The following is a 25,280-nucleotide window of genomic DNA, read 5'->3' as shown; positions in this document are numbered from 1 at the left end:
AAATAGGTCTGCTCGAAGCGGGCGTGATCGCCGTAGACCGTGCGCATCTGGCCGGGCCAGGACCGCGTCAGGCAGAGATTGCCCGAGGTCTCGCCGTCCAGCACCTTGCCGTCGGCGTCGACGATCTCAGGCGCCACGCCGAAGAACGGCTGCGTCGCCGAGCCCGGCTTGAGCTTGGTCGCGCCCGGCAGCGGCGTGATCAGGATGCCGCCGGTCTCGGTCTGCCACCAGGTGTCGACGATCGGGCAGCGGTCGTCGCCGACGACGCGGTGATACCACTCCCACGCTTCCGGATTGATCGGCTCGCCGACCGAGCCGAGCAGGCGGAGCGAGGCGCGCGATGTCTTCTTCACCGGCTCGTCGCCGGACTGCATCAGGGCGCGGATCGCGGTCGGTGCGGTGTAGAAGATGTTGACCTTGTGCTTGTCGATGACGTTCCAGAACCTGGAATTATCCGGGTAATTCGGCACGCCTTCGAACATCAGCGTGGTCGCGCCATTGGCGAGCGGCCCGTAGAGGATGTAGCTGTGGCCGGTCACCCAGCCGACATCGGCGGTGCACCAGTAGATGTCGCCGTCGTGATAATCGAAGACGTATTGATGTGTCATCGAGGCGAACACGAGATAGCCGGCGGAGGTGTGCAGCACGCCCTTGGGCTGGCCGGTCGAGCCTGAAGTGTAGAGGATGAACAGCGGATCCTCGGCATGCATGTGCTCGACCGGGCATTCCGTCGTCACCATCGCCGCCGCCTCGTGATACCAGAGGTCGCGCGTCGGGTTCATGTCGATCTTGCCGCCGGTGCGCTTGACCACCACGACCCAGTCAACGTCGTCGGCCTTCGCGAGCGCGGCGTCGACATTGGCCTTCAGCGGCACCTTCTTGCCGCCGCGCAGGCCTTCGTCCGCGGTGATGATGACCTTGGACTGGCAGTCATTGATGCGCTGGGCGAGGCTGTCCGGCGAGAAGCCCGCGAACACCACGGAGTGGATCGCGCCGATGCGCGCGCAGGCGAGCATCGCATAGGCCGCTTCCGGAATCATCGGCAGGTAGATGGTGACGCGGTCGCCCTTCTTGACGTTGCGGGTGCGCAGGATGTTGGCCATCCGGCAGACCTCGTCGTGCAGCTCCTTGTAGGTGATGTGCTTGGACTGCGAGGGATCGTCGCCTTCCCAGATGATCGCGGTCTGGTTGCCGCGCTTGGCGAGATGGCGGTCGATGCAGTTGTAGGCGACGTTGAGGATGCCGTCCTCGAACCATTTGATCGAGATGTTGCCGGGCGCGAACGAGACATTCTCGATTTTCGTTGGCGCGTGCATCCAGTCGATTCGCTTGGCCTGCTCCGCCCAGAAGGCGTTCGGGTCCGAGATCGAGCGCGCGTACATATCCTTGTACTTGGCCTGGTCGATCCAGGCGCGCTTGGCCCATTCGGCCGATACCGGGTACACCTTCGCGGCGGCCGTTCTCTTGTCTGCGCTCATCGACGTGCTCCGTTCATTTGGTGCGCGCCCCTCATCATCTCGAAGGTGCAGCTTCTAATAATCCGTCGACGGAAAAAAGGGGCCGCCGCCGTAAACCAGCAGCGGCCCATGCCAGTCTAGGGAGGTTAAGCAGACGAGCCGGCCTGCCAGCGGATTTCATGCATTTTTCTCGACGTCGGAAGTCGAACGTCGACAAAAATCGGGAACCGGCGAGCGCAATATGACGATCACGCCGAGTCTCATCGCACACTATCAAGTATTGATGTCTCGACCGCGGGTTTCCGGTAGCAGCAGAGCTCCGATGATTGCCGTCGAAGCTGCGAATGCGACCGTGTACCAGAGCCCACCGAAAATATTGCCGGTCGCAATCACAACCGCAGTTGCGACGAAAGGCGCAAATCCACCGATCCAGCCGTTTCCGAGTTGCAGTGCGACAGAAACGCCGCTGTATCGGATGCGCACCGGAAAGAGTTCAACAAGTAGCGCTCCGAGCGGTCCATAAACCATAGTTGCCAGGAAGACCATGGCGAACAAGATGGCTATCACCATCGGCCCATTGGGCTCCGCCGGCGTCTTCGCCGATGGCATGCCTTTCGTGGTCAGCGCACTCAGGAGCTTGGCTTCATCGAACCCTGCCATTGTATCCTCACCGATCTGGACACCGAGCGAGGTCGCATCCGCCTTCACGACGTAGGGCACGGCACGTGCGGTCAGGAACGCCTTCACGCGAGTGCAGTCCTTCGTTGCCTTGGGCTGGAATAGCTGACCGATCCAGGATTGGTCCTCGCTGCAATCGTTTCCATGGACGACCACCGAAGTGTTGGCGCGGAATTCCGAAAGCGCTGGATTTCCGTACGTCGCCAGCCCTTGGAATAGCGGCATCATCAACACGGCAGACAACGCGCATCCCGTGACGATGATCCACTTGCGCCCAACCTTGTCGGACAGCCACCCAAAGAACAGGAAGAACGGCGTGCCGAGCGAGAGTGCCACGAGCAGGTAGAAGTTGGCCTGATCCTGGCTCATCTTTAGAGCGGTGGTCATGAAGTAGAGGCTGTAGAAGTGCCCGGTGTACCAGACCACTGCCTGACCGGCGACGACGCCGAAGATGGCGACCAGCACGAGGCGCAGGTTGCGACGATCGCCGAACGTATCGGCGATTGGATTCTTAGAGCCCTTGCCCTCGGCCTTCATCTGCTGGAACACGGGTGACTCGTGAAGCTTGAGCCGTATGTACAGCGAGAGAACCAGGAGGCCGATCGATCCGATGAATGGAATGCGCCAGCCCCAGCTCGCAAAGCTTTCTGCCGACATGGACGAGCGGCACAGAATGATGACGAGCAGCGACAGGAACAGCCCCAGGGTCGCCGTAATCTGGATCCAACTCGTCGTAAAGCCTCTCCTATCCGAATCGGAATGCTCGGCAACGTAGGTCACCGCGCCTCCGAATTCGCCGCCAACGGCGAGCCCTTGCAGCAGACGCAAGCCGACCAGAATGGTCGGAGCCCACCAACCAAAGGTCGCGAACGTTGGCAGCAACCCGACCGCCGCGGTAGCGAGACCCATCACCAGCATGGTGACGAGGAACGTCTTCTTACGGCCGACGAGATCGCCGAGCCGACCGAAAACGACGGCACCGAACGGGCGCAGGACGAAACCCGCTCCGAACGTCGCCAGCGCGGCAAGCAATGCCGCCGTTTCATTTCCCTTCGGGAAGAACAGCGTGCTGAAGAACGCCGCCAAGGACCCGTAGATGAAGAAATCATACCACTCGAAGACAGTGCCGAGGGCAGCCGCGAAAATGATGCGTTTCTTATCTCGATCGAGATGACTGGGAGCAGAGGCGGTCGCGGAAATGATGGATTGAACGGACATTCTTTCCTCCTGCATCAAACGTTGTCTTGCACGCTAGTCGCCGTGTTCACGCTTGGCGTCAGGACACCCTGCCGCAGCAGGAAGTCGCTAAGCAGCGGATTAAATCTCTCCGGCCGCTCGAGCATCGGGAAGTGGCCCGCCCTGGATATGATCGCAAGCAGGCTATCGGGAATGCCTTCCGCCAACGCCTGCGACTCGTCGGGCGGCGTAATGATGTCCTCTTCGCCGACCACGACCAAGGTCGGCACGTGGATCTCTCCAAGCCTTGCGCGACTATCCGACGCATTCAGCGAAGCGATCGCCTGGCGGGCCACGAAAGCTGGCGTTTGCGCGACCTCGTTTTTGGCGAAATCGACGAGTGCAGGGCTCGCATCGAAACCGAAGGATCGTTCGATGACCTTCTGGCTCGCGGCAACAACACCGAGATGTTCGATGGCCTTGAGCACGTTGTCGACGTTGACGTCGGCGCCCAGTCCGTGCGGCGTGGCGCCGACCAGCACGAGCGCCCGTACACGCTCGGGATATGTGAGCGCAAAGGTCTGGGCCACGGTACCGCCCATCGAAAGGCCGACAAGAGCGGCCGAATCGATCGCCAGTTCGCGATACACCCTGTGCACATCTTCGACGAAGGCCTCGATCGTGTAGGCCCGATCTTCGGGGCTCGGCGAACGGCCATGACCTGGCAGATTGATGCGGATCATCTGGTGACGAACCGAGAACGCCTCAACCTGCTCGCGCCAGAACTCCGCCGTGGTCGTGAAGCCGTGCAGGAATACCAGCGGCGCTCCTTCTCCGGACACCTGCACGACGGTGTCCCCGATAGTGATGGTTCTAGTGGATGTCATTTCTCTCCTCCCGAGGTCATTTGGACACGAGAGTTCGCAAGCGCCGTGCCATTTCGGCCGCTCGGAAGACCGTGCGGCCTATCACTCTGGGGCTGCTAATGAATTTATCGGAACCGAAACGGATCACGGCTGTTTGACGGCCATCCACCGTGCGGTTACTGTATCATTTACGTGACGTCGGTGTCGCATCTATGTGACATATCGAAAGCGGATCCCCCTCATGGTTCTCTCGCAGTGGATTGCCGGATCGTCAGAGGAAGCGGGCTTCCTGAGGCTCGTCCTCGACCACGTCTCGGACTGCCTCGTCGCGGTCGATACATCCGGTACGATCGTGCTGATCAACGAGCCCTATTGCAGGCTCTTGGGAGGTGCGGCGGACGACTTTGTCGGGCGACACATCACCGAGGTGGTGGGCCCCCAAACCAAGCTTCATCTCGTCGCGCGCGGAGAAGGCAGTCAGGTTGGCTATCCCTTGAAAGTGCGCGGTCATCAATTGATCACGAAACAAGTTCCTGTGCTGCAGGACGGCCGCATCATTGGCGCGGTCGGCCTCGCATTGTTCTCAGATCTCGGCACCTTGAAACGAACCTTCCGACGGGCCACGCAATCTGAGCTGGCGATGCCCCAAGGCAACAAGCCTTGGCGCTCGCGGTCCGACATGAGCGACATCATCGGCCAAGGCGAACTCATGGACGCCTATCGAGATTCGCTCGAGATCGTCGCCGGGCACGACCTTCCAGTGTTGATCTCCGGTGAAACCGGGTCCGGCAAGGAATTGGCCGCCCACGCCATCCACGCACATTCGAGCCGGTCCGACGGGCCTTTCGTCTGGGTCAATTGCGCCTCTATCCCGAGCGAGCTGATTGAAGCGGAGCTGTTCGGCTACGAGGGCGGTGCATTCACCGGCGCTCGCAGTCGCGGGAAATTGGGAAAGTTCGAGCTGGCTTCCGGCGGAACTCTATTCCTGGACGAGATCGGCGATATGCCGCTGCACCTGCAGGGCAGTTTGCTGCGCGTTCTCCAGACCAACGAATTGGTGCGCGTGGGTGGAACGACCCCACTCGCTGTCAACACCCGCGTCGTTTGCGCGACCCATCAATCGCTTCCCGAACTGGGCCGCGCGGGTCGTTTCAGACAAGACCTCTACTATCGCCTCGGCGTACTGCCGATCGAGGTACCCCCCCTTCGCGCTCGGGACGACATGGACTTTCTTGCTCGACGATTGTTGACGCGGATTGCGACGCGGCTGAATGCGGCGCCGCGCGATTTGAGCCGAAAGGAGATCGCATCGCTCCTTGCACATCGTTGGCCCGGTAACGTTCGAGAGCTGGAGAACGTGCTCACCCGATTTATCGTCACTGGCCAGCTCATGATGACCGCCGTGGCTCCCCAGCCGGAGCTGGACGGCGCACAAAAGCCGCTGAAGCAGCGTATCCAGTCTCAAACCGCAACGGAAGTTCGGACTGCATTGGAACAGTCTGCTGGTAACAAGCGCCGCGCAGCAGAACTGCTCGGGATTAGCCGCGCTCATCTGTATCGGCTCATGAAAGAACAAACCCTTTAGCCGAGAATTTGTCGATCAGGATGCGCTACATTGGGCATCGGTCGGCGATCGCGCAATCGATCGCCGTCGATTTAGTGACCGGACGCCGTCGGGACCATGCCGGAAGGTCAAAAAGTCCCTCTCGGTTGCACAGCACGACCAACTGCATGGGTTCGTTCGTGATGAGCCCGGCAACGCCAAGTAGTCGTCGCAAGGACAGCGCCTTATTAACGAGGTCACGGCGCTGATCGACCAACTTACGCTTTTCAGGCGTATCAGGCATAGCGCTACAGGTGGCGGCAAGGAGCTGAATCGCACGTTCCATTGTCAGGAGAAACCCGATAAGGGTGTCGCCGAAATGGGCTCGAAAGTCGTTCACGGAAAGCTCACAGCCTGACGCTGCCGGTTCATGCAACAACCTTAAACTTTGATCCACTGGTGCTCCTGATTTTTGCTTTCAGTAGTCATGTCTCATCATCGACCAGACGACAATACACCTCTAGCAGGAAGCGGAGATCGCCACCGCTCAGCCCCGTCTATGCGGCCCTGACACTCGCGACAAAGGCGCTGACTTCGTTCTGCAACGATTGCATCTTTCCGGTCAGCCGTGCACTCGACGCAAGGACGGTGCCCGCCACGTGGCCGGTTTCTGACGTCGCGGCGTTGACGTCGGAGATGTTCTGCGAAACCCGGTTCGTACCGGACGCGGCGTCCCGGACGTTGTGTGCAATGGCCTGCGTCGCGACGCCCTGCTCTTCCACTGCCGACGCGATTGAAGATGAAATCTCGTTGACCTCGGTTATGGTCGCGAGAATGCTCTGGATATTGCCGACCACGGACGACGTCTCGGCCTGTATCGACGAGATTTGTGCGCCGATTTCGTCGGTCGCCTTGGCCGTCTGAGTTGCGAGCGACTTGACCTCGGCAGCCACAACAGCAAAGCCTCTTCCCGCTTCGCCGGCGCGCGCCGCCTCGATGGTCGCATTCAGCGCGAGCAGGTTGGTTTGCGCGGCAACCTGGTTGATAAGTCCGACAACCTCGCCGATCTTGGAAGCTGCCGCTGCAAGTCCCTGAACCGTCGCATTGGCTCGCTGTCCATCGTTTGCGGCCTTGTCAGCGACCTGAGCTGCCTGGGTGACGCGGTGACTGATCTCGTTGATCGAGGCGGACAATTCACCGGCGGCCGAGGCAACCATCTGCACATTCTCAGACGCTTCGCGGCAGGCATCGGCGACGGAATTTGCCCTCACGTTGGCATGATCGGCGCTCGCAGACATGCTCTCGGCAGCCTTCTGCATTTCGCTGGCCTCGTCGAAGACGTCCCGCACGACACTTTCCACGCTGGCCTCGAACTTGCTGGCAAGTTCGACCATGGCCCTTCGCTTATCTTCGTCAGCTCGCTGCTTCAGCTCCTGTTGCTCGCCGTGCATTTTACGCGCTGCGGCTGCGTTCTCCTTGAATACACGCAAAGCACGAGCAAGGCTCCCAACCTCATCAAGACGCTTTGTGTAAGGTATCTCGAAATCATCTTCGCCCGAGGCGAGCTTTTCGGTGAGGGAGGTAATCGTGGTCAGCGATCGGGTCACCGCACGACTGATTGCCATGGAAATGGCGAGCACCAAGACAACGACACCAACGCAAATCCACGCGAACGTCCAGGCTGTCTTCCGAAAAATTGCATCGACGTCGTCAAGATATATGCCTGTGCCAATAATCCATCCCCAGGGCGAAAATCCTTTTACAAAAGACAGCTTGGAGACCGGCTGGTCGGATCCCATTTTTGGCCAGAGATAGCCATAGAAGCCGGCTCCGTGCTTCTGCACGACATCAACAAAGCCCCGAAAGAGGTAGTTGCCAGCAGGATCCTTGAACTGCCCAACCGGCTTGCCATCGAGCTCAGGCTTGGCCGGGCTCATGATCATGTTGGGCGCCATGTCGTTAATCCAGAAGAACTCGACCTTATCGTAACGCAGACCCTTGATCTCCGCGAGGGCGGCAGCCTGGGCCTGCTCGCGACTCAGCTTTCCGTCGCTTTCCAGCTTTTGATAGTGCGTCAGGATGCCATGGCCGATGTCGACCATCTGCTGGATCTTGGCCTGTCGATCCGCCATCATCTGGTCGCGGATACTATATAGCGCAATCGGCACCAGAGCGATCATGCCCGTAAGCGCGATGCCGATGATGATGATGAACTTCGCTCTCAAACCACGGAAAGACATGGGAAACTCACGATCAGAAAAATGATCGTCAGATTGTGATGGCACTGTTACCAGACGCTTAAGTGTCAGGCGCCTCCACGCACCCGGGCACGTTATTGACGCTGTTTGGCAGAATTTGCACGCTCACCCAAGTTGCGATTACCTTCGCCCCGAAACTAGCCTCGGCCCCGAAGTGGTGCAAAGAAGCGCAGGGATCTATGGGGATATCGCAGAAAATTCCAGTCACTATCCTCACGGGATTTCTGGGGTCCGGCAAGACGACGCTGCTGAATCAACTCCTCGAAAGCGGGCTGATGGCGGACTCCGCCGTCATCGTCAACGAGTTCGGCGCCATCAGTATCGATGCTGATCTGGTTGTCGGCGTCGACGAGGAGATCCTCCAGATCAACAACGGCTGCATCTGCTGCACAGTCCGCAACGACCTCGTGACAACGATCACCAATCTACTGTCGGGGCCGCGGCCGATCCGTCGCATTCTGATCGAGACCACGGGACTGGCCGATCCTGCCCCGATCATTCAGAGTTTCATTGTCGACGAAGTGCTGTCCACCGCGACCATGCTCGACGCCGTCGTGACCGTGGTGGACGCCACCCACATCGATCGCTGGTTAGCCGACCAGAGCTCCGGCGAAAACGTCGCGGCCGAGCAGATCGCCTTCGCCGACGTCGCCGTAGTCAGCAAGCTGGATCTGGCCGGAGGAGATGGTCTTGCCAAATGCGAGACCACCATCCGGGCCATCAATTCGATGGCGCGCGTGGTGGCCCCGACCGGAGGCCGGGTGAACGTCGCTGAGATAGTCGATATCGGAGCTTTCGATCTAAAGAACTGCTTGGCTATCGAGCCGCTAATACTGTCCGACCTCGAACATGAGCACGACACATCGGTGATCAGCGTGGAGGTCCGCGAGGAGCGTCCCCTGGACGGCGCCAGATTCTTCAAATGGCTGAACGCTTTCGTTCAACAGAACGGAGACCATCTTCTGCGGTGCAAGGGAATTCTGTCGCTGACAGGCGAAGCGCGCCGCTGGGTGTTCCACGGCGTCCACATGACGCTCGAAGGACGGCCGGGGCGTCCGTGGGCTGCAAACGAGCCCCGCGTCAGCGCGATCGTCTTCATTGGTAAGGGGCTCGACGGGGCTCGCATCCGCAACGAGATCGCCGAGCTGGCCAGCCGAGCGCGGGTCTCGTCGCTTAGTTGATCAACGGCTCGCGATACAGCCGCGCCTCAGTCCGAGCGAAGTTCGGACGAAAGCGGTCAGTCTTGACCACAAGCCGGGTGAAGGCGTCAATCTAGAGGAAGGCGGGCTCCCGCATGAAATTGCAACACTATCTCGGGGGCCTCGAAGGCCTCGATCCGATCTCGCTCGAAACACGCGTCTTCGTGGAAGCCTGGGAGGAAAGAATCTTCGGCATCCATACGGCGATGATGGCACTAAGCCGGCAGCTCGACCTTGAAACCACGCCAAGCACCTTCAACACCGAATGGACCTGGGCCGATCTGCGCAAGGGCGCGGAAGCGATGAACCCGTTCGACTACTTCAAGTTCCGCTACTACGAGAAATGGCTCGGCGGTATTTCCGGGTATTTCGTCGCCCGGGGCTACATCACCCAAGCAGAACTCGACGCGCGCACCCTGACGTTCCGATCGTCGCCTGCCGCGATGCCGAAGGGCGGAGACGCTGCGGTTGATGCCCGCGTGCGGACCTATCTGATGACCGGCGACGATCCGAAACGCGAGCGGCCGGCCCCACCTCGCTTCGCAGCTGGAAGCGCTGTTCGCGTCGCCAGCCCAAAATCGGTCGACCACACACGCCTCCCCGGCCATCTTCGCAACAAGATTGGCGTCATCGATAACGTCTACCCCGACGCCTACACTTATCTGTGTGACACCGGCGTTGACGGAATTGGAAAGGCGATGCCAGTCTACTGCGTCAGGTTCGACCCCAACGATCTCTGGCCGGGCAACACCGAAACGAATTTTACCTTCTATGCAGACCTGTTCGAGGCCTATCTCGAGCCTGCTACCGCATCTTGAGGAAGCTCTGATGGACCGTTTCGAATATTCCAAGGACCGCGAAGCGACCAATGCGGCGCGCGCACACGCTCTGGAAGCACTTCTGATCGAGAAGGGCGTGATCACCAGCGAGACAGTCGACAAGATCATGGCGATCTTCGCAACCGAGATGGGCCCGTTCAACGGCGCCAAGCTCGTGGCGAAAGCGTGGGTCGATCCAGCGTTCAAGAAGCTCCTGGCCGAGGATACGATGGCTGCGGTCGCGCAGATGAACTTCCCGACGAAGGGGGCCGGCGCCGAAGGTGAGCATATGAAGGCGGCGATCAACACGCCGGAGGTGCACAATCTCATCATCTGCACGCTCTGTTCGTGCTACCCGTGGCCAATCCTCGGCCTTCCACCCTACTGGTACAAGGATCCTTCCTTCCGCGCACGAGCTGCACGCGAACCGCGCAAGGTGCTCGGCGAGTTCGGCCTGGACGTAGATCCGAGCAAGGAGATCAAGACCTGGGACAGCAGTGCCCAGATCCGCTGGTTCGTCGTTCCGGAGCGGCCGCCGGGCACGGACGGTTTTAGCGAGGATCAACTGGCGGCGCTCGTCACGCCGGAGGCGATGATGGGCGTGGCCATTGTCAAGCCGCCGGTCAATTGAGGCTGCAATGCAAACGAGCTTCGAGCACTTCGCCTTGGGCAGCATGCTGGGACAATCCGACATGCCACCCAAGGACAACGGCAGCCTTTGCTTCGGTGCCCCCTGGCAGCGCCAGGCCTTCGGTATGGCGGTGGCGCTGTCCAAACAAGGCGCGTTCGAATGGGAGGATTTTCGTTCGGAGCTGATCTCAACCATCTCCGCGTGGGAGGCGACCCACGACCGGTCCGACCCGAGCTGGGACTATTACGAGATTTGGCTCACCGTCTTGGAGACGATGGTCGAACGGACCGGACTCACTGACCGGGCGGCCGAGGCGTCCTGACCATCGCCTCCTTCCCCCGACGAGGTCGCCGCTCGCCCCCGCGCGTGTTATGAATCCCCGTGCGACTCAAGATCGCGGCGCGCGCCAAAGAGTCCGAATATCACGCATGTTTGGCCGAAAATGACGCCTTTGTGCCGCGCGACGGGAATAAAGATTGCATAGCGGTTGACCTCAATTGAGGATTGTTGATGCGCATCGCATTACTCGCTCCCACCGGGGTTCAATCTCTCGACATTGTCGGCCCCGCCGAGGTGTTTTGGGAGGCCGCCAAGCGACTTGGAGATCCGACCGCCTACAACGTGCAGGTCATCGCCGGGTCGGCGGATCCTGTTTGCGGAACGGGCGGGCTGCGCCTCGTGGCCGACCGCCATATCTTCGATCCCGACGAGCCGATCGACACGCTGTTGGTCGGTGGAGATCCATCGTTCGCAACGCTCGACCCCGCTATGGTCCAATGGCTGCGGCGGAGAGCCGGCACGGTACGGCGCGTCGGCTCCGTCTGCACGGGGGTCTTTTTGCTCGCCGCAGCTGGCTTGCTCGACGGAAAGCGCGTAACGACCCATTGGGAATGCGCCACACGCTTGCGGAGCGAGTATCCCAAGCTCAACGTCGATTCTGATCAGATCTTTATCAGAGACGGTAATCTCTTCACGACGGCCGGAGTTACAGCCGGGATGGACCTGGCGCTCGCGCTCGTCGAGGAGGATTACGGTCGTGAACTCGCGCTGATCGTAGCGCGCTATATGGTAATGTTCCTGAAGCGCCCGGGAGGCCAATCACAGTTCAGCGCTCATCTTGCCGCGCAAATGTCGGGTAAGAGCAAGATCCAACAGGTTCAGCAATACGTTCTCGACAACCTTACCGCCCCGCTCTCAGTGGACAATCTGGCGGAACGGGCCGGAATGAGCGTGCGGAATTTCACGCGTGTGTTTCGCCAGGAAATGAGCATAACGCCGAGCGAGTTCGTCGATGCTGCAAGGCTGGACGCAGCTCGATTGCTCCTTGAGGACAGCACAAAGTCGCTGCAGCAAGTCGCGATACGATGCGGATTCGGCAATGCCGATGGCATGAGGCGAGCGTTCACCCGCAACCTCGGCATCGGCCCCGGCGAATACCGCCTTCGCTTTCGGAGCGCGTGGGCTGGTACAACTCCGGCTGCCCCAAGCTATCCGCCTACCAGCCGGCCGTAGCGAGCCGTGCCCCCGATGAATGATTGCCGCCCGTGGGGAACGGCAGCGGCAAAAGGGACTCGGATTGGTTCCGGACTCTTACGGGTCCCAGGCTGCCTCGGAGACGATGGGCTTCGGGTTAGGAATGGCCGATGTCGACGTAAGTTTGGCCGTGCCTATGTCATCAATTCCGTTACATCTGTAGTCGCACAGCTTGCCAGATCGAGAACAGCTCTGGAGTCGGCAAGGCCAACCTAGGCGCGACGGCCCCTCCGCGCTTCGATCTTGGTATAATCGAGATTCAATTCATGTATCATTTCGGCGCTTCAGCGCCCTGCCCGTCCAAAGGTGATCATGGAGCTGCGGCGCGAACGATTCATGTCGGAATCGTCGTCATCAACGGAGCAAACGCGATCGACTTCATGGGGCCGATCGATGCGTTCAATGAAGCCAATCGATCGCTGGCAACGCCGGTTCGGTACAAGGTTGATCTGATCGGCGCCACATCCGGGCCCATCGTGGGTTCATCCGGCGTGCGCATGCTTCCCGACAAGGTCATCGTCCCCGGACTGGACACATCCTACGACACCCTCCTGGTTGCGGGCAGTCACGAACTTCGGACCCTGAGAGACAACCTGCCGCTGATCGACTGGTTGACCCGAGCCGCACCAACAGCGCGTCGGATCTGCGCAACCTGCACCGGGACGTTCGTCCTCGCATCGGCCGGTTTGCTGGACCGGCGACGGGTCGCCACACACCGCGATTACACCGAACCGTTCGCAACGATGTTTCCCCGCGTTATTGTCGAACCGGATCGTCTTTTCGTCCGCGACGGTCCCTACTACACGGCGGTCGGCGGAATGGCTGGCATCGACCTCTGCCTCTACCTCATCGAAAATGACTGTGGGCAGGCAACATTTCTAGACGTGGCCAGGAGGCTGGTGATCTTTCTTCGCAGGCCAGGCAATCAGCCTCAGGTCAGCGGATTCCTCAAGGCGCAATCGATCCGCAATACCCAGGTCGGCCACGTCCTGGATTGGGCAATGTCTAACCTCGCTGCCGATCTCTCGGTCGACGCACTCGCCAAGCGCGCGGCGATGAGCTCCCGGAACTTCAGTCGCGCGTTCATGGACGAGATGATGACGACCCCTGCCCGCTTCGTTGAAAGCATCAGGGTCGAAGCAGCCCGCATTCTCCTAGAAACTACGCCGCTTTCGATACAGCAAATATCTCATCGGGTTGGATTTGGTAGCCCCGCAAACATGCGCCGCGCGTTCATTCGTGCCTTCCAGACACCGCCAGCAGAGTATCGTGAGAACATCGGCCCTACGCTTGCGGCAAACGTCCCTTAGCACGCTCCTGCCTTTGGTTCGCACCAAGGGCGGTTTATCGCCGCTATTGTCAGAGATTGTGCTGCTCAGGCTCATCGACGGGCCTGATGCGATCGTCGATATAGCGTCGCAGCGCCGCAGCGGCATTCAACATGTGCGCACGCATCCTGCGCGAAGCCGTATCGCCGTCCCCCTCCGCGATCGCATGCATGATGGCAGAGTGCTCGTCGCGTGATTTGCGAATGCGATCGCCTTGCCGCAACTGCGTGCGGCGAAAGGCGCTGAGACGTGCGCGAACGTCCTGCGCCTGCTCGGCCATGAACGAGTTATGCGTCGCGCTGTAGATGCATTCGTGGAACAGCCGGTTGAAGGCGTCATAGGCATCGACGTCGTTGGCCTCGACCATTGCCAGCGAACCGTCGTGGAGCTCGATCAGGCGGCTGCGCTCGAGCGGCGTCATGCGATAGGTCGCGAGGCGGACGCACATCGCCTCGATCTCGGCGCTGGTTTCGAACATATCCATGATGCGCTCCGGCGTCATCCGCGCCACGACGAGGCCGCGGCGGCCGCGCACTTCGACAAGCCCGCTGACCACGAGTTGACGAAGCGCCTCCCGCACGGGCGTACGGGAAGCCCCAAAGCGATCGGCAAGCTGCTGCTCTTCGAGGGCGGAACCGGCGACGAGGGCGCCTGAGGCGATCTCGTCAGTCAGCGCATTCCGGATGCGATCGGAGAGCAATCCCCCATCGTCTTCCGTTTCAGCTGCGACCTTGAGCAAACCCGCCATTTAGCCTCCTATGATCGCACGTACCGCAAAGAAAAGAATAGACGGTGCGACCAGGCATCCTAATCCCGTATGGAATGTCGCGGTCAACGCCCCGTAAGGAACCAATCGTCGATCGGTCGCGGCAAGCCCTCCGGACACGCCGCTGACCGTTCCCATCAAGCCGCCGAACACCATCGCGCTACGTGGATTGTTAAGACCAATCATTTTCGCCACAAACGGCGTTCCGATCATCACGATTATCGCCTTGAACACACCGGTCGCGATCGAGAGCGCAATGACTGGCGAAGATGCACCGATCGCTGCCCCCGTGACCGGCCCCACAATGTAGGTGACCGCACCGGCCCCGATGGTCGTGAGCGATTCGGCGTCAGTGTAGCCAAACGCCGCGGCGACGAGAACGCCTAGAATGAACGGAACGACCGTTCCCAGGCCGAGCGCGACCGCACCGATCAGTCCGGCCTTGCGCGCATGGACGACATCGACCTCGAAGGCGGTGGCGACGATGGCGAAATCCCGCAGCATCGCGCCACCCATCAGGCCGATCCCGGTCAGCGCCGGCAGGTCGGCAACGCCCTTCTCGCCGCCGGTGGCAAGCCCGCCGAAAAAGGCCAGCACGAGACCCAGGATGATCGCGATCGCCGAGCCGTGAATGCGGCCGAAGGTGAGATATTTCGAGATTGCCCCCGAGACCCACATCAGGATCCCCACTGCGGCAAACGCCGTGATCAGCGCATTGGCGGCGAGAATGTGAGAGATCACGGTCATCTGACCCTCCCGGATTTGAAGTGGGGCACATTCGCCTCGATCGCCTCTCGGGCCTCGATCTCGTCCATGGTTTCGACGCGGCCACTGAGCCGGCCGATCAAGGCCACCATCGCGAAACACACCGCGACCGCGCCGGCGCCTGCGATGACGACGATCGGGCCGCCCTTCGCCGCAGCGACGACGTTCTGCTGCGCGGCCATGGCGACCACGATCGGAATGTATAAGCTGCCCCAGAACTCGACGCCGGTATTGAGCCCGCGGCTGAGCAGGCCGTGCCGCACCAGCCAGAGCCGGGCGGCGATCAAGAACATCATCGCAATGCCGACGCCGCCGACATTGGCCTTCACACCGAGGGCAACGCCGAGCAGGTCGCCGAGCAGGCCTCCCAGCAGGGTGCAGATCGCGAGCAGAGCTACGCCGGAAATCGTCACGGGCGCCTCCCCTTTGCGAGCGGGGCGCGAGCCCCTGGATACGGGGCTACTGTATGCATTCGCATCATAAATTCCCTCCTGTGTATGCGGACATCTGTCGCTTATGAATCTACGTATACACTGATTGACATTCAAAGGCAATACGCATACATTCGACCACATCGAAGACCAACTTCGCATGCCAAGGAGCCGAAATGAGCGATTGGGGTATGCAAAAGGCCGCCTTGGGCGAGCGCCTCGCGGCCGGCCGACAGCACGCCAGGGGGAAGGTCGTCCCGATCCCCAGCCTCCCTGCATTTCTCAAGGCGGTGATCCGGTCAGGCGACCGGGTGTGCCTGGAGGGCGATAATCAGAAACAGGCCGATATCCTCGCCACGGCGCTCGCCAACCTGGACGCTCGGGATGTTCACGACCTGCACATGGTGCAGTCGGGCGTGGTGCTGCCCTCCCACCTCCACATCTTCGAGAAGGGCATCGCGCGGCGGCTGGACTTCTCCTATTCCGGCCCGCAATCGGCGCGCATCGCGCGCATGCTTTTCGGCGGCAAGATCGAGCTCGGCGCGGTCCATACCTATCTCGAGCTGTTCGCCCGCTACTTTATCGACCTCACGCCGAACGTCGCGCTGATCGCGGCGGTCAGCGCCGACAAGGACGGCAATCTCTATACGGGGCCGAACACCGAGGACACACCGACGGTGGTCGAGGCGACCAGCTACAAGAATGGTCTCGTCGTGGCACAGGTCACCGAGATCGTCGACAAGGTGCCGCGCGTCGACATTCCCGGCGATCTCGTGCATTTCGTGGTCGAGGCCGGCCGCCCCTTCTATGTCGAGCCGCTCTTCACCCGCGACCCCGCCGCCATCACCGAAACGCAGATCCTCACGGCGATGCTCGCCATCAAGGGCATTTACGCGCCCTACGGCGTGCGCCGGCTCAATCACGGCATCGGCTTCAACACCGCCGCGATCGAGCTGCTGCTGCCGACCTATGGCGAGAAGCTCGGCCTCAAGGGCAAGGTCTGCACCCATTTCGCGCTCAACCCGCATCCGACGATGATTCCGGCGATCGAATCCGGCTGGGTCGAGCAGATCCATTGCTTCGGATCGGAAGTCGGCATGGAGGACTACGTCGCCGCGCGCTCCGACATCTTCTTCACCGGCCCCGACGGCTCGCTTCGCTCGAACCGTGCGTTCTGCCAGACGGCGGGCCTCTATGCCTGCGACATGTTCATCGGATCGACGCTTCAGATCGACCTCGAAGGCCACAGCTCGACGGTGACGACCAGCCGCATCGCCGGCTTCGGCGGCGCGCCCAACATGGGCTCCGATCCGCGCGGCCGCCGCCATCCGAGCGAACCCTGGCTCAAGGCCGGCGCCGAAGCCGACCCCGATTCCAGCGCGGCGCTGCGCCGCGGCCGCAAGCTCGTGGTGCAGATCGGCGAGACCTTCGGTGACAGCAACGTCCCGCTCTTCGTCGAGCAACTCGATGCGCTGGAGCTGGCGCGCAAGCTCGACCTCGATCTGGCGCCGGTGATGGTCTACTCCGACGACGTCACCCACATCGTCACCGAGGAAGGCATCGCCAACCTCCTGATGTGCCGCAGCAAGGAGGAGCGCGAGCAGGCGATCCGCGGCGTTGCCGGCTACACCGACATCGGCCGCGCGCGCGATGCCAAGCTGGTCGAGCAACTGAGACAACGCGGCGTGATCCGCCGCCCCGAGGATCTCGGCATCGATCCGCTCGATGCCGACCGGCGCCTGCTGGCAGCCCGCTCGATCAAGGACCTCATGCTGGCTTCCGGCGGTCTCTACCGTCCGCCCAGCCGCTTCCGCAACTGGTGAGGAGTTTTGCGTGGAAAAGCTCAGTTTCAGACTGACTGCAACCCGATCCGCCGGCGGCACCCGCGCGCAGGCGATGGTCGGCGTCGTCGCCTCCGGCAATCTCGAAGTGTTGCTGGAACGCAGCGTCCCGGCCGACACCTGCACGATCGACATCGCCACCGCCGCCCACGGCTTCGACAAGGTCTGGGACGCCGTGGTCCGCGACTTCGTCGCCCGCCGCTCTGCCGGGGGCTTGCGCATCTCCATCAATGACGGCGGCGCCCGGCCCGACACGGTCGCGCTGCGACTTGCCCAGGGCGTCCGCAAGATCGAGGAGCCGGAACGATGACTGCCGTCACAGCCAATGATGTCTCGCTGAGCTGGTACGAGGCGAGCGCCCGGCAGCGCATCGACGCGCTGGTCGATGCCGGCAGCTTCTCCGAATTCATCGGCCCGGAGCTGCGCGAGATCAGCCCGCATCTTTCGATCTTTGACCTGCCCGAGCAGTTCGACGACGGCATCGTCATCGGCCGCGGCCGGCTGGACGGCGCGCCCGTCCTCGTTGCCGCACAGGAAGGCCGTTTCATGGGCGGTGCCTTCGGCGAAGTCCACGGCGCAAAACTAACCGGGCTGCTTCGTGCGGCGCGCGCACTCAAGCAGGATTTGGTGATCCTGTTCGACACCGGCGGCGTGCGGCTTCAGGAGGCCAATGCCGGCGAGCTCGCGATCGCGGAGATCATGCGCGCGGTGATCGAGGCGCGGCGCGAGGGCGTCAACGTCGTCGGCCTGATCGGCGGACGCGCCGGCTGCTATGGCGGCGGCAGCCTGATCGCCGGCACCTGTTCGAAGCTGATCATCTCCGAACAAGGGCGGCTCAGCGTCAGCGGGCCCGAGGTGATCGAGACCAACAAGGGGATCGAGGAATTCGACTCGCGCGACCGCGCGCTGGTCTGGCGCACCATGGGCGGCAAGCACCGCTATCTGATCGGCGGCGCCGACACTTTCGTTGACGATGAGGCACTGGCATTCCGCGAGGCGGCGATCACAGCGCTCAAGGTCGGCACACGATGCGACGTGACGGTGCTCGAAGCCGAGCAGGCGCGGCTCGAGCGGCGATTGCAGCGTTTCGGCGAGGCCGAGGACGCCGTAGAGATCTGGCAGGCGCTCGGCATCGACGATCCGACCGATGTTCCCGCACTTCCGACCGGCGCATTCCTTCGCGCGGCTACCAACAGGGAGAACGCCGATGACGCTCGATGACATCCTGACCGGCCTGTTCCCGAACGGCCGCAAGATCGCAACCAACGGCGCGCAGATCTCTGGGCAAGCAGTGTTGCCCGACGTCGGACCGGTCCACGTGCTCGGCATCACGCAAGGACAGCCGCTCGGCGTGGACGAAGCCATCGTGCTCGCAGGGCGGGTGATCGAGATCGTGAAGTCAGGGGATCGGGCGCCGATCCTGCTGCTGGTCGATTCCGCCAGCCAGCACATGAGCAAGCGCGACGAGCTGCTCGGCCTCAGCGAATATCTGTCGCATCTCGCCAAGACCTTGCTGCTGGCGGAAGCCGAGGGACACCGCACCGTCGGCCTGCTCTATGGCGGCAGCGCCGCCGGCGCGTTCATTGCCACGGCGCTCGCGACCGGCACGCTGGTGGCCCTACCCGGCGCGCATCCCGCAGTGATGGACCTGCCGTCGATGGCGCGGGTCACCAAGCTTCCGATCGACGTCCTCAAGGCCAAGGCGGAGGCTACACCAGTGTTCGCGCCCGGGCTCGACAACATGGTGAAGACCGGCGGCATTCAAATCGTCTGGGACGCGGATGCGCCGTTGGCGCCGCAGCTTGCCGCCGTGCTGCGGCAGCCACAGGGACAAGATGATCGCAGCCGACTCGGCGCGAACCGCGGCGGCCGGCGGAAGGCCGCCGAACTCGCCGAGCGCATTGCGCGCGCCGCCGCCTCCCCTCAGGAAGCGCGACATGGCTGAAGCCCTCGCGCGCCACAGCATGGTGAAGGCCTCGACGGCCGGATGGACCGCGGTGATGAACCGCTATCCCGAACTCGCGAGCGAGCCGCTCGTCGCGAACTGGGCACATGCCGGCCGACCGCTCGTCGTTCGCCGGCCGGCTTGCAGCGATACAGCCGGTCTCGTTCCGCTCGGCCTGCCGCTGCCGCCGAGCCACGGCAAGCGACGCATCGCGGTCTCACTCGTCGCAGCCGATATCGTCGCGTCCGCGCCGCCGCCGTTGCTAGCGGACGCCGCCGCTGCGGCGCCTGAGGCCTGGCAGGCAACGATCGAGAAGCTCGTCCAGCTTCTGCCGGAGACCCGCACCTTTGGCAGCCTGGCCTGGCAGCACCTCACCGGCCTACCCTATCTCTCCGACAGTTCGGATCTCGATTTGCTCTGGCCGCTGTCGTCGGTGAAGCAGCCTGGAACTCTGTTGTCCGACATCGCTGGAATCGCGAAACAGGCACCGATGCGGCTCGATGGCGAAATCGTCGGTCCCACGGGCGGGGTTCAATGGCGCGAACTGACCGGCACTGACGCGGACGAAGTCCTCGTGAAGGGCCCGGCGGGGGTCACCACGACGACGCGTGCGGCGTTCCTTGCAGGTCTCGTGTCATGACCGTTGCGCTCAGATGGCAATCGCTGCCGGGACGCGCGCTTAATGCGGAAGAGCTCGGCCATCTCGCTTCGCTCTCTCTGGAGCTCGAAGTCGAGACCTATCCGAAGCCCGGCCTCGTCAGCCATGTCGACAATGGCGCGCATCGTGACATGGACGCCGCGCTGCTGTGCCGGAGCGCTGAGACCTTGATGCCGTTCTTCGGCGAGCTCGCCGCCGCGGGCGCCGAGGGCGCCGGCATGAACCGGCTGCGCGCGATCGGTGTTGCCGCCGAGCGCGCGATGCTGGCCGCAACACATGGCGTCAACACGCACCGCGGTGCGATCTTCGGGCTGGGCCTGCTCTGCGCCGCGGCCGGCTACCGGAATGCCGTCGGCATTCGCAAATCCCTCGGCCGGCTGGTTTCGGAGCGTTGGGGCGACGACATCCTGTCGGGCCCGGTATCGCTGCGCAGCCATGGTGCCGTGGCCCGGCGGCGCTACGGCGCCGGCGGCGCCAGGGCTGAGGCTGCCGACGGTTTTCCGTCGGTCTATGATATCGCCCTGCCCGCGCTGCATGCAGCGCGCAAGCTCGCGCCCCATGACGAGGAAGCCGTGCGCGTTGAGACATGCATGAGGTTGATCGCTGAGGTCACCGACACCAACCTGCTGCATCGTGGCGGTGCCGAGGGATTGCGCTTCGCGCAAGAGAGCGCCTCAAGCTTCCTTACCGCCGGCGGCGTCGGGTCGCCGGGATGGCGCAGGCACGCGGCCGGCATTCACCAGGCGTTCGTGTCCCGCAATCTCAGTTCCGGCGGCTCCGCCGACCTGCTGGCGATGGCGCTGTTCGTCGATCGGTTGGAGGTCTGATGCTGGCACTGCTATGCGGCGGACAAGGCACGCTCTCGGACAAGATTTTCGATCTTGTCGCGGAGCAGCCCGCTGCCGAGCCGATCTTCGCTGCGGCGACCACGGTTCTCGGCGCGGATCCGCGGGAGTTCATCAGGACGCGGGCCGCGGACGAACTCTCCGCCAATCATTCCAGCCAGATCCTCACCGTCACATCGACGCTCGCGATCCACGCCTGCATCGCCGACCTGCTCACTGCGGAGACCGCCGTCACGGGCTACAGCGTCGGCGAGATGGCGGCGTGGAGCATCGCGGGAATCTGGACCGCCGACGAAGCCTTGCGCCTCACGGACATTCGCGCACGCTTGATGGAAGATGCCGGTGGAACGGATGGCCGCCTCGGTTATGTCCGCGGGCTCGACGGGGCTGCGCTCGCACCTCTGCTTGCCAAACATGGCTGCGAAATCGCGATCCGGAATCCCGACCTTCTTGTCGTCATCGGGGGCGCAGAGCGGGACGTGATCGCGCTCTGCGACGAGGCCGCCAAGCATGGCGCGCGCACCGGCCTTCTCGCCGTGAAGATCGCGTCGCATACGTCAAGGCTCGCAGCGGCCTGCAAACCGCTACAGCAGACGCTTGATGCCAGCAGGCACACAGCCATCGCAAACGGGCGTGTGCTGCTTGCCGGCGGCGACGGCGAGCGCATCTTTTCGGTCGAAAGTGCCACAGCGAAACTGGCAAGACGGGTCGCGCATCCCATCGATTGGACCACGATGCTGGAAGCGCTCGCGGAGCTGGGCGTCACGGAAGTGCTGGACCTCGGCCCGGGCCATGCACTGGCCGAGATGATGCGAGCCTCGCAGCCGTCCATGCGCTGCTACGCCGCCGACGGATTTCGCACCATCGACGGCCTGCGCAAGTGGATCGCTGCGGCCTAGGCCATCGGTCTATCTCTCGCTTTTCCCCTTTCGAATCTCGGTCGATCGCGTGCCGCGCGAGCGGACAGAACCCTGGCGTAGATTAGATCGGCGCGCCCCGACTTCTGAGAGGTCCTGGCGCTGTTGGTGATTCCGACCGTAATCTCTCCGATCGTCGTGGGAGCGACCTGGCGGCTGATGTTCGACGTCCGGTTCGGTTTCGGGCCGATGCCATTACCTACTACAGTTACTAGCCGAAGGACGACAGCCCCGCGCGACATGATGAGCAAGCTGGGGCACGGTCTCTCCGCGAGCTAGGCCGAGTTGGTGGCGATCCCGCCCCCGGGGGGGCGAGCAGGCGCTTGGCAGGGTCAGGTCGAGCGCTCAGCGGCTGCCCGCACGACAAGGCGCTCGACCGCGGCGGGATTCACTCGCCGTGATATTACTGGACGGCAGGTAACAACTTGATCTCATCTCCGGGCGCGACCGCCCCGCCGTGTTCGATTTCTGCATAAATCCCGAGGTCACCCTGGCTACGATATTCGCGGATAGCCAAGGGGACATTAACATCCCGAACAGCGCTTTTGGGATTTACGCTTGTCGCCGGGCATCGTCGCGTGCGACGGACAACCTTCAAGACGACCTCTCCAATCTGAAGGCGCTGTCCGATCCAGTCGAGCTCGGTCCAGGGTTTGGCATGATCGAAGTAGAGATTGGCGCGGAAGCGAGTTGGATCGAGTTCCATGCCAATGTGTTCGCCAAGTGAAGCGACGGTCCGAAGATTGATGAGCGAGATGCTTCGCATCAATTCGGGGGAGTGGACGCTAACATCCGTAAACTGGTGCCCGGGCGAATAGACCACCCGTGGTTCGCCGCGAAGATCTGCGTTCGCGACTTGAGCCAAATACCACGCGAGTCTTGTTCGATCTTCCTCGTTCTCCAAGAGAAACTCGCTGATCTGCTCTCGGTCCCGGATCTCCAAACGATCAGGGAATTGGCGAAACTTCGCCTCCAACCGAGCTAGGGCTTCGTATTTGGCAAGCATTAAAAAGTGAGACTTGGCTGCAGGTTGCGGGGCGGCCGCGTCGATCTCAATCGAACCGTCAGTAACCGCATATTGACGATCACAGGGAAAACCACGCCCAGGCGAAAGTTCGACTCTAGCCAAGGGCTCGGCCGACAATCCTTTAAACGGATAGCGATAAAGGTTGATGACTTGCATGCTCTCTCATTTCGATGGGGAACCGTTCTCTGCAGAGCGCTGGGCAACAGTTGCTGGCGGAGCGCATCTGCATCCGGCAAAATGCTGCGCGGAAGATATTCATATCGACATCAAACTAAAGCCAGGTTAGATGCGCCGGATTGCGTTCGGAAGAAGGGCCCTTGATCTACAGAACCCCCCTGCTCGCACTCTCACGCAATTGGCGAACAAAGATTTCATCATTGTATCGGGACAGGCTGAGACGCTCGGCGAATTCGGGCCTCTTGCCCAACACCCAGCCGGCGCAGAGCGCTCCCGTTGCACAGGCGGCCATCGTTCCAAAGCCGGACATAGCACCTGCCACGTAGGCGTGCTTCGTCTTCATGGGACCGATAAGCGGCCAATTCTCCTTGGTCATCGTATAGTAGCCGCCATAGTGGGTGATCTGCCGTGGCAGCCGGCCATAGTATTGCTTGAGGCGAGGGTTGAGCCTGCTGGCTCCCCTGAGAACGATATCCGGAAAGTTCGGATCCGTTGGAAGATCGTCTCGCGGCTCCGATGGCGTGCGATTGTAGGCCCAACCGAGCTTGATCCACTTCCCGAGATCGCCGCCTTCCGGACGGCAGTGGATGCCGCCCGGCATCGGGCGGGCGAGCCACGCAGTCGCGGGATCCTCCTCGATGAGTTGGCGCTCTTGGTTGGTCCAATCAATCGCCTGCCCATCCAAATCGATCGAAAACGGCATTCTCCGGTCGATGGCGCCAAGATTGTCGGCAAAAGCAATCTTCTGATGGAAGATGTTCTCGACCGGAAGAGACTCCCCGAGCATGCGCGCGATATCGGCGACATAGGGGCCGGCCGCATTCACGACGATTGCGGCCCGGATCTTGTCTTCACCGTCGGGACCGCGCGCCGTCACCACGAAACCATCTTGCTGTCTGGCTATTTCTGTAACGCGGGCGGGAGCCAGGATACCTCCTTTCGCGCGGATCTGCTCCAGCATCAGGCTTCCAAGCTGCTGGCCGCTGATGTCTCCGGCACGGCGGATGTGGAGGATCGTGGATACCTCTGGGTCGAAGGTCGGAAAGTGGCGACGGATCAGGTGCCTGTTTTGGAGCACATCAACCCCTTCGGGAGCATCTCGCCAGTCCGCAGAGACTGGCGGAGTATAGCTCGGTGCCGACGCGCCCTCGTGAACACGTATCCGGGGGGCGCCCTCGGGCCCGTACCCAGTTTGGAGCTCCCTTAGGAGTTGCTCGGGCCTTGCTTCACGTGTGGCCAACGCATAGCCGCGTCGGCTCATATGTATGCGGCTGTCGTGCTCGCGCGAAATCTCCTCGAGCAGGTCGATACTGTAGTCTGTGAAGGCCGTCATAATCGGATGAGGCCACCAATTGCGGTAATTTTCGCCGGACGCGGCCGAGGTCAGGCTCATGGGGGCGCGGGGATCGATGATCACGATCTTTGATGACGCACGCCCCTTCGCAAGATAGTAAGCGCAGGCGATGCCGACGATTCCCGCGCCGATGACGGCAATGTCGCCGTTGCGATCGCTCATTTGATCTTCTCCAAGCCGGATTTGGGCGGATGACGCGCATCTCGGTCACCAGAAGGAGCCTCGAGCTTCGACCGCAGGTACTCTAATTTTCGTTCATTTGACCTGTGCCGCAGGACACGAACTCTATCGGAGTGGTCACTCCCGCGAAGCATGTCGCTGGGCGGATCTCAGCGTCTTCTGAGTCTGAACGATATGCTCGCGAAGAAGCCGAACAGCCTTCTCAATCTCGCCAGCGCGGCACAGATCCAGCAACTGGTAGTGCTCGCGCTGAGGTCGCTCCTTCCCCGTCGCGCGGGAAACCAGCGCTCGAGTAAATCGGCTCACATGACCATAGTTCGCTTCGATCATCGACAGCAGTCGCGGTCGATTGCATGGCGCATAGAGCGTCTCGTGGAATTTGCAGTTGAACGCGCCCCATTTTGCCGGATCACGCTCCTCGTCATATGAGTGCAGGATCGCCTTCGCCTCGTCGAGATCAATCTCTCCCATTGCGGGGATGGCCAAGCGCAGCGCATGACACTCAAGCGCGATGCGAATCTCAAGCAATTCGATGACTTCGTCTATCGACAAGTCCGAAACGACCGCGCCACGATTCGGCAGGAACGTGACAAAGCCTTCCGCCTCAAGTTGCCTGAGCGCCTCTCTCACGGGGATCCGGCTTGTTCCGAACCGCTCCGCAAGCTCGTCCTGCCTGAGCTGAGATCCAGGGGCAAGCTCACCGGCGCCGATCAAAACCCTCAGCGCTTCGCGCACGACTTCATGTGCGGAGCCATGACCTACGGCTCCCCGGGGTTTCGCAGCTGCTGCGCCTCTCATGGAACCGTTCCTCGCCTTCGCGCCGAGCAAAACGCTCGCCATATTGTATAAAATCAGTTTACTGAGTATGCAATCGGAGAGTATACAAT

At 61.9% G+C, this 25,280-nt stretch carries 25 protein-coding genes; 14 read left to right on the top strand and 11 right to left on the bottom strand.

The window, feature by feature from the left end:
• The 3 genes from acs to BM190_RS35540 all read right to left on the bottom strand — a co-directional run.
• The coding region (acs, locus tag BM190_RS35550) for an acetate--CoA ligase (protein ID WP_092262162.1) at positions 1-1,478 on the bottom strand (1,478 nt) is incomplete at its 3' end.
• A 252-nt stretch (positions 1,479-1,730) separates the two neighbouring features.
• Positions 1,731-3,353, bottom strand: a complete 1,623-nt coding sequence (locus tag BM190_RS35545; protein WP_092262175.1) for an MFS transporter — start codon at positions 3,351-3,353, stop codon at positions 1,731-1,733.
• A gap of 14 nt (positions 3,354-3,367) precedes the next feature.
• Complete coding sequence (locus tag BM190_RS35540) at positions 3,368-4,198, bottom strand: alpha/beta fold hydrolase (protein ID WP_092262161.1); 831 nt, start codon at positions 4,196-4,198, stop codon at positions 3,368-3,370.
• Between the two features lie 220 nt (positions 4,199-4,418).
• On the opposite strand from BM190_RS35540, the gene BM190_RS35535 reads away from it, so the two are divergent.
• Positions 4,419-5,762 (top strand): sigma-54 interaction domain-containing protein, encoded by a 1,344-nt coding sequence (locus BM190_RS35535; RefSeq protein WP_092262160.1) that lies wholly within the window; start codon positions 4,419-4,421, stop codon positions 5,760-5,762.
• Between the two features lie 25 nt (positions 5,763-5,787).
• On the opposite strand, the gene BM190_RS35530 is transcribed toward BM190_RS35535, so the two are convergent.
• Together BM190_RS35530 and BM190_RS35525 are read right to left on the bottom strand one after the other, a co-directional pair.
• Positions 5,788-6,120 (bottom strand): hypothetical protein, encoded by a 333-nt coding sequence (locus BM190_RS35530; RefSeq protein ID WP_092262159.1) that lies wholly within the window; start codon positions 6,118-6,120, stop codon positions 5,788-5,790.
• Positions 6,121-6,277: 157 nt separating this feature from the next.
• Entirely contained in the window at positions 6,278-7,960 is a 1,683-nt protein-coding gene (locus tag BM190_RS35525) for a methyl-accepting chemotaxis protein (RefSeq protein ID WP_092262158.1), read from the bottom strand.
• A gap of 197 nt (positions 7,961-8,157) precedes the next feature.
• Here BM190_RS35525 and BM190_RS35520 point away from each other — a divergent pair, with 197 nt between their 5' ends.
• The 6 genes from BM190_RS35520 to BM190_RS35495 all read left to right on the top strand — a co-directional run bounded on the left by BM190_RS35520 (position 8,158) and on the right by BM190_RS35495 (position 13,469).
• A complete protein-coding gene (locus BM190_RS35520) occupies positions 8,158-9,159 on the top strand; it encodes a CobW family GTP-binding protein (protein ID WP_092262157.1) in 1,002 nt (333 codons plus the stop codon).
• Between the two features lie 113 nt (positions 9,160-9,272).
• Positions 9,273-9,995 carry a nitrile hydratase subunit beta gene (gene nthB, locus BM190_RS35515; protein WP_092262156.1) on the top strand — a complete coding sequence of 241 codons (723 nt, stop codon included), beginning with the start codon at positions 9,273-9,275 and terminating at the stop codon, positions 9,993-9,995.
• Positions 9,996-10,002: 7 nt separating this feature from the next.
• Positions 10,003-10,626, top strand: coding sequence for a nitrile hydratase subunit alpha (nthA, locus tag BM190_RS35510; RefSeq protein ID WP_092262174.1), 624 nt, complete (start codon positions 10,003-10,005; stop codon positions 10,624-10,626).
• Between the two features lie 7 nt (positions 10,627-10,633).
• Entirely contained in the window at positions 10,634-10,948 is a 315-nt protein-coding gene (locus tag BM190_RS35505) for a nitrile hydratase accessory protein (RefSeq protein ID WP_092262155.1), read from the top strand.
• Between the two features lie 188 nt (positions 10,949-11,136).
• A complete protein-coding gene (locus BM190_RS35500) occupies positions 11,137-12,138 on the top strand; it encodes a GlxA family transcriptional regulator (protein ID WP_092262154.1) in 1,002 nt (333 codons plus the stop codon).
• 287 nt (positions 12,139-12,425) lie between these two features.
• Positions 12,426-13,469, top strand: a complete 1,044-nt coding sequence (locus BM190_RS35495) for a GlxA family transcriptional regulator (protein ID WP_092262153.1) — start codon at positions 12,426-12,428, stop codon at positions 13,467-13,469.
• Between the two features lie 49 nt (positions 13,470-13,518).
• Here the strand turns inward: BM190_RS35495 and BM190_RS35490 are convergent, their stop codons facing one another.
• From BM190_RS35490 to madL, 3 genes are read right to left on the bottom strand one after another with little or no spacing between them, the layout of a single operon-like run.
• A complete protein-coding gene (locus BM190_RS35490) occupies positions 13,519-14,235 on the bottom strand; it encodes a GntR family transcriptional regulator (RefSeq protein WP_092262152.1) in 717 nt (238 codons plus the stop codon).
• Positions 14,236-15,000, bottom strand: coding sequence for a malonate transporter subunit MadM (gene madM / locus BM190_RS35485; RefSeq protein ID WP_092262151.1), 765 nt, complete (start codon positions 14,998-15,000; stop codon positions 14,236-14,238).
• A complete protein-coding gene (madL, locus tag BM190_RS35480) occupies positions 14,997-15,431 on the bottom strand; it encodes a malonate transporter subunit MadL (protein WP_092262150.1) in 435 nt (144 codons plus the stop codon). The genes madM and madL overlap by 4 nt, the downstream gene beginning before the upstream one ends.
• A 194-nt stretch (positions 15,432-15,625) precedes the next feature.
• Between madL and mdcA the strand changes: the two genes are divergently transcribed.
• From mdcA to BM190_RS35445, 7 genes are read left to right on the top strand one after another with little or no spacing between them, the layout of a single operon-like run.
• A complete protein-coding gene (mdcA, locus tag BM190_RS35475; protein WP_092262149.1) occupies positions 15,626-17,272 on the top strand; it encodes a malonate decarboxylase subunit alpha in 1,647 nt (548 codons plus the stop codon).
• Positions 17,273-17,282: 10 nt separating this feature from the next.
• Complete coding sequence (gene mdcC / locus BM190_RS35470) at positions 17,283-17,600, top strand: malonate decarboxylase acyl carrier protein (protein ID WP_092262148.1); 318 nt, start codon at positions 17,283-17,285, stop codon at positions 17,598-17,600.
• Entirely contained in the window at positions 17,597-18,511 is a 915-nt protein-coding gene (locus BM190_RS35465; RefSeq protein ID WP_092262147.1) for a biotin-independent malonate decarboxylase subunit beta, read from the top strand. Before mdcC ends, BM190_RS35465 begins: the two co-directional genes overlap by 4 nt.
• Positions 18,498-19,235 (top strand): biotin-independent malonate decarboxylase subunit gamma, encoded by a 738-nt coding sequence (gene mdcE / locus BM190_RS35460; protein WP_092262146.1) that lies wholly within the window; start codon positions 18,498-18,500, stop codon positions 19,233-19,235. Before BM190_RS35465 ends, mdcE begins: the two co-directional genes overlap by 14 nt.
• On the top strand, positions 19,228-19,875 hold the full coding sequence (gene mdcG / locus BM190_RS35455; RefSeq protein WP_092262145.1) for a malonate decarboxylase holo-[acyl-carrier-protein] synthase: 648 nt from the start codon (positions 19,228-19,230) through the stop codon (positions 19,873-19,875). The genes mdcE and mdcG overlap by 8 nt, the downstream gene beginning before the upstream one ends.
• On the top strand, positions 19,872-20,720 hold the full coding sequence (mdcB, locus tag BM190_RS35450) for a triphosphoribosyl-dephospho-CoA synthase MdcB (protein ID WP_092262144.1): 849 nt from the start codon (positions 19,872-19,874) through the stop codon (positions 20,718-20,720). Before mdcG ends, mdcB begins: the two co-directional genes overlap by 4 nt.
• Positions 20,720-21,637, top strand: coding sequence for an acyltransferase domain-containing protein (locus BM190_RS35445; RefSeq protein ID WP_092262143.1), 918 nt, complete (start codon positions 20,720-20,722; stop codon positions 21,635-21,637). Before mdcB ends, BM190_RS35445 begins: the two co-directional genes overlap by 1 nt.
• Before the next feature lie 421 nt (positions 21,638-22,058).
• Here BM190_RS35445 and BM190_RS35440 read toward each other — a convergent pair whose 3' ends face one another.
• The 3 genes from BM190_RS35440 to BM190_RS35430 all read right to left on the bottom strand — a co-directional run bounded on the left by BM190_RS35440 (position 22,059) and on the right by BM190_RS35430 (position 25,191).
• Entirely contained in the window at positions 22,059-22,838 is a 780-nt protein-coding gene (locus BM190_RS35440; RefSeq protein ID WP_092262142.1) for an MOSC domain-containing protein, read from the bottom strand.
• Positions 22,839-23,004: 166 nt separating this feature from the next.
• Entirely contained in the window at positions 23,005-24,375 is a 1,371-nt protein-coding gene (locus tag BM190_RS35435; RefSeq protein WP_092262141.1) for an NAD(P)/FAD-dependent oxidoreductase, read from the bottom strand.
• Between the two features lie 135 nt (positions 24,376-24,510).
• The gene (locus BM190_RS35430) at positions 24,511-25,191 is read right to left on the bottom strand and encodes a GntR family transcriptional regulator (RefSeq protein WP_092262173.1); all 681 of its coding nucleotides are present in this window, start codon (positions 25,189-25,191) and stop codon (positions 24,511-24,513) included.
• Between the last annotated feature and the right edge of the window lie 89 nt (positions 25,192-25,280).

This window comes from Bradyrhizobium sp. Rc3b, assembly GCF_900114915.1.
GTDB lineage: Bacteria > Pseudomonadota > Alphaproteobacteria > Rhizobiales > Xanthobacteraceae > Bradyrhizobium.
The sequence above is the reverse complement of the archived record's forward strand: the minus strand, read 5'-3'. Positions and strand labels throughout refer to the sequence as shown.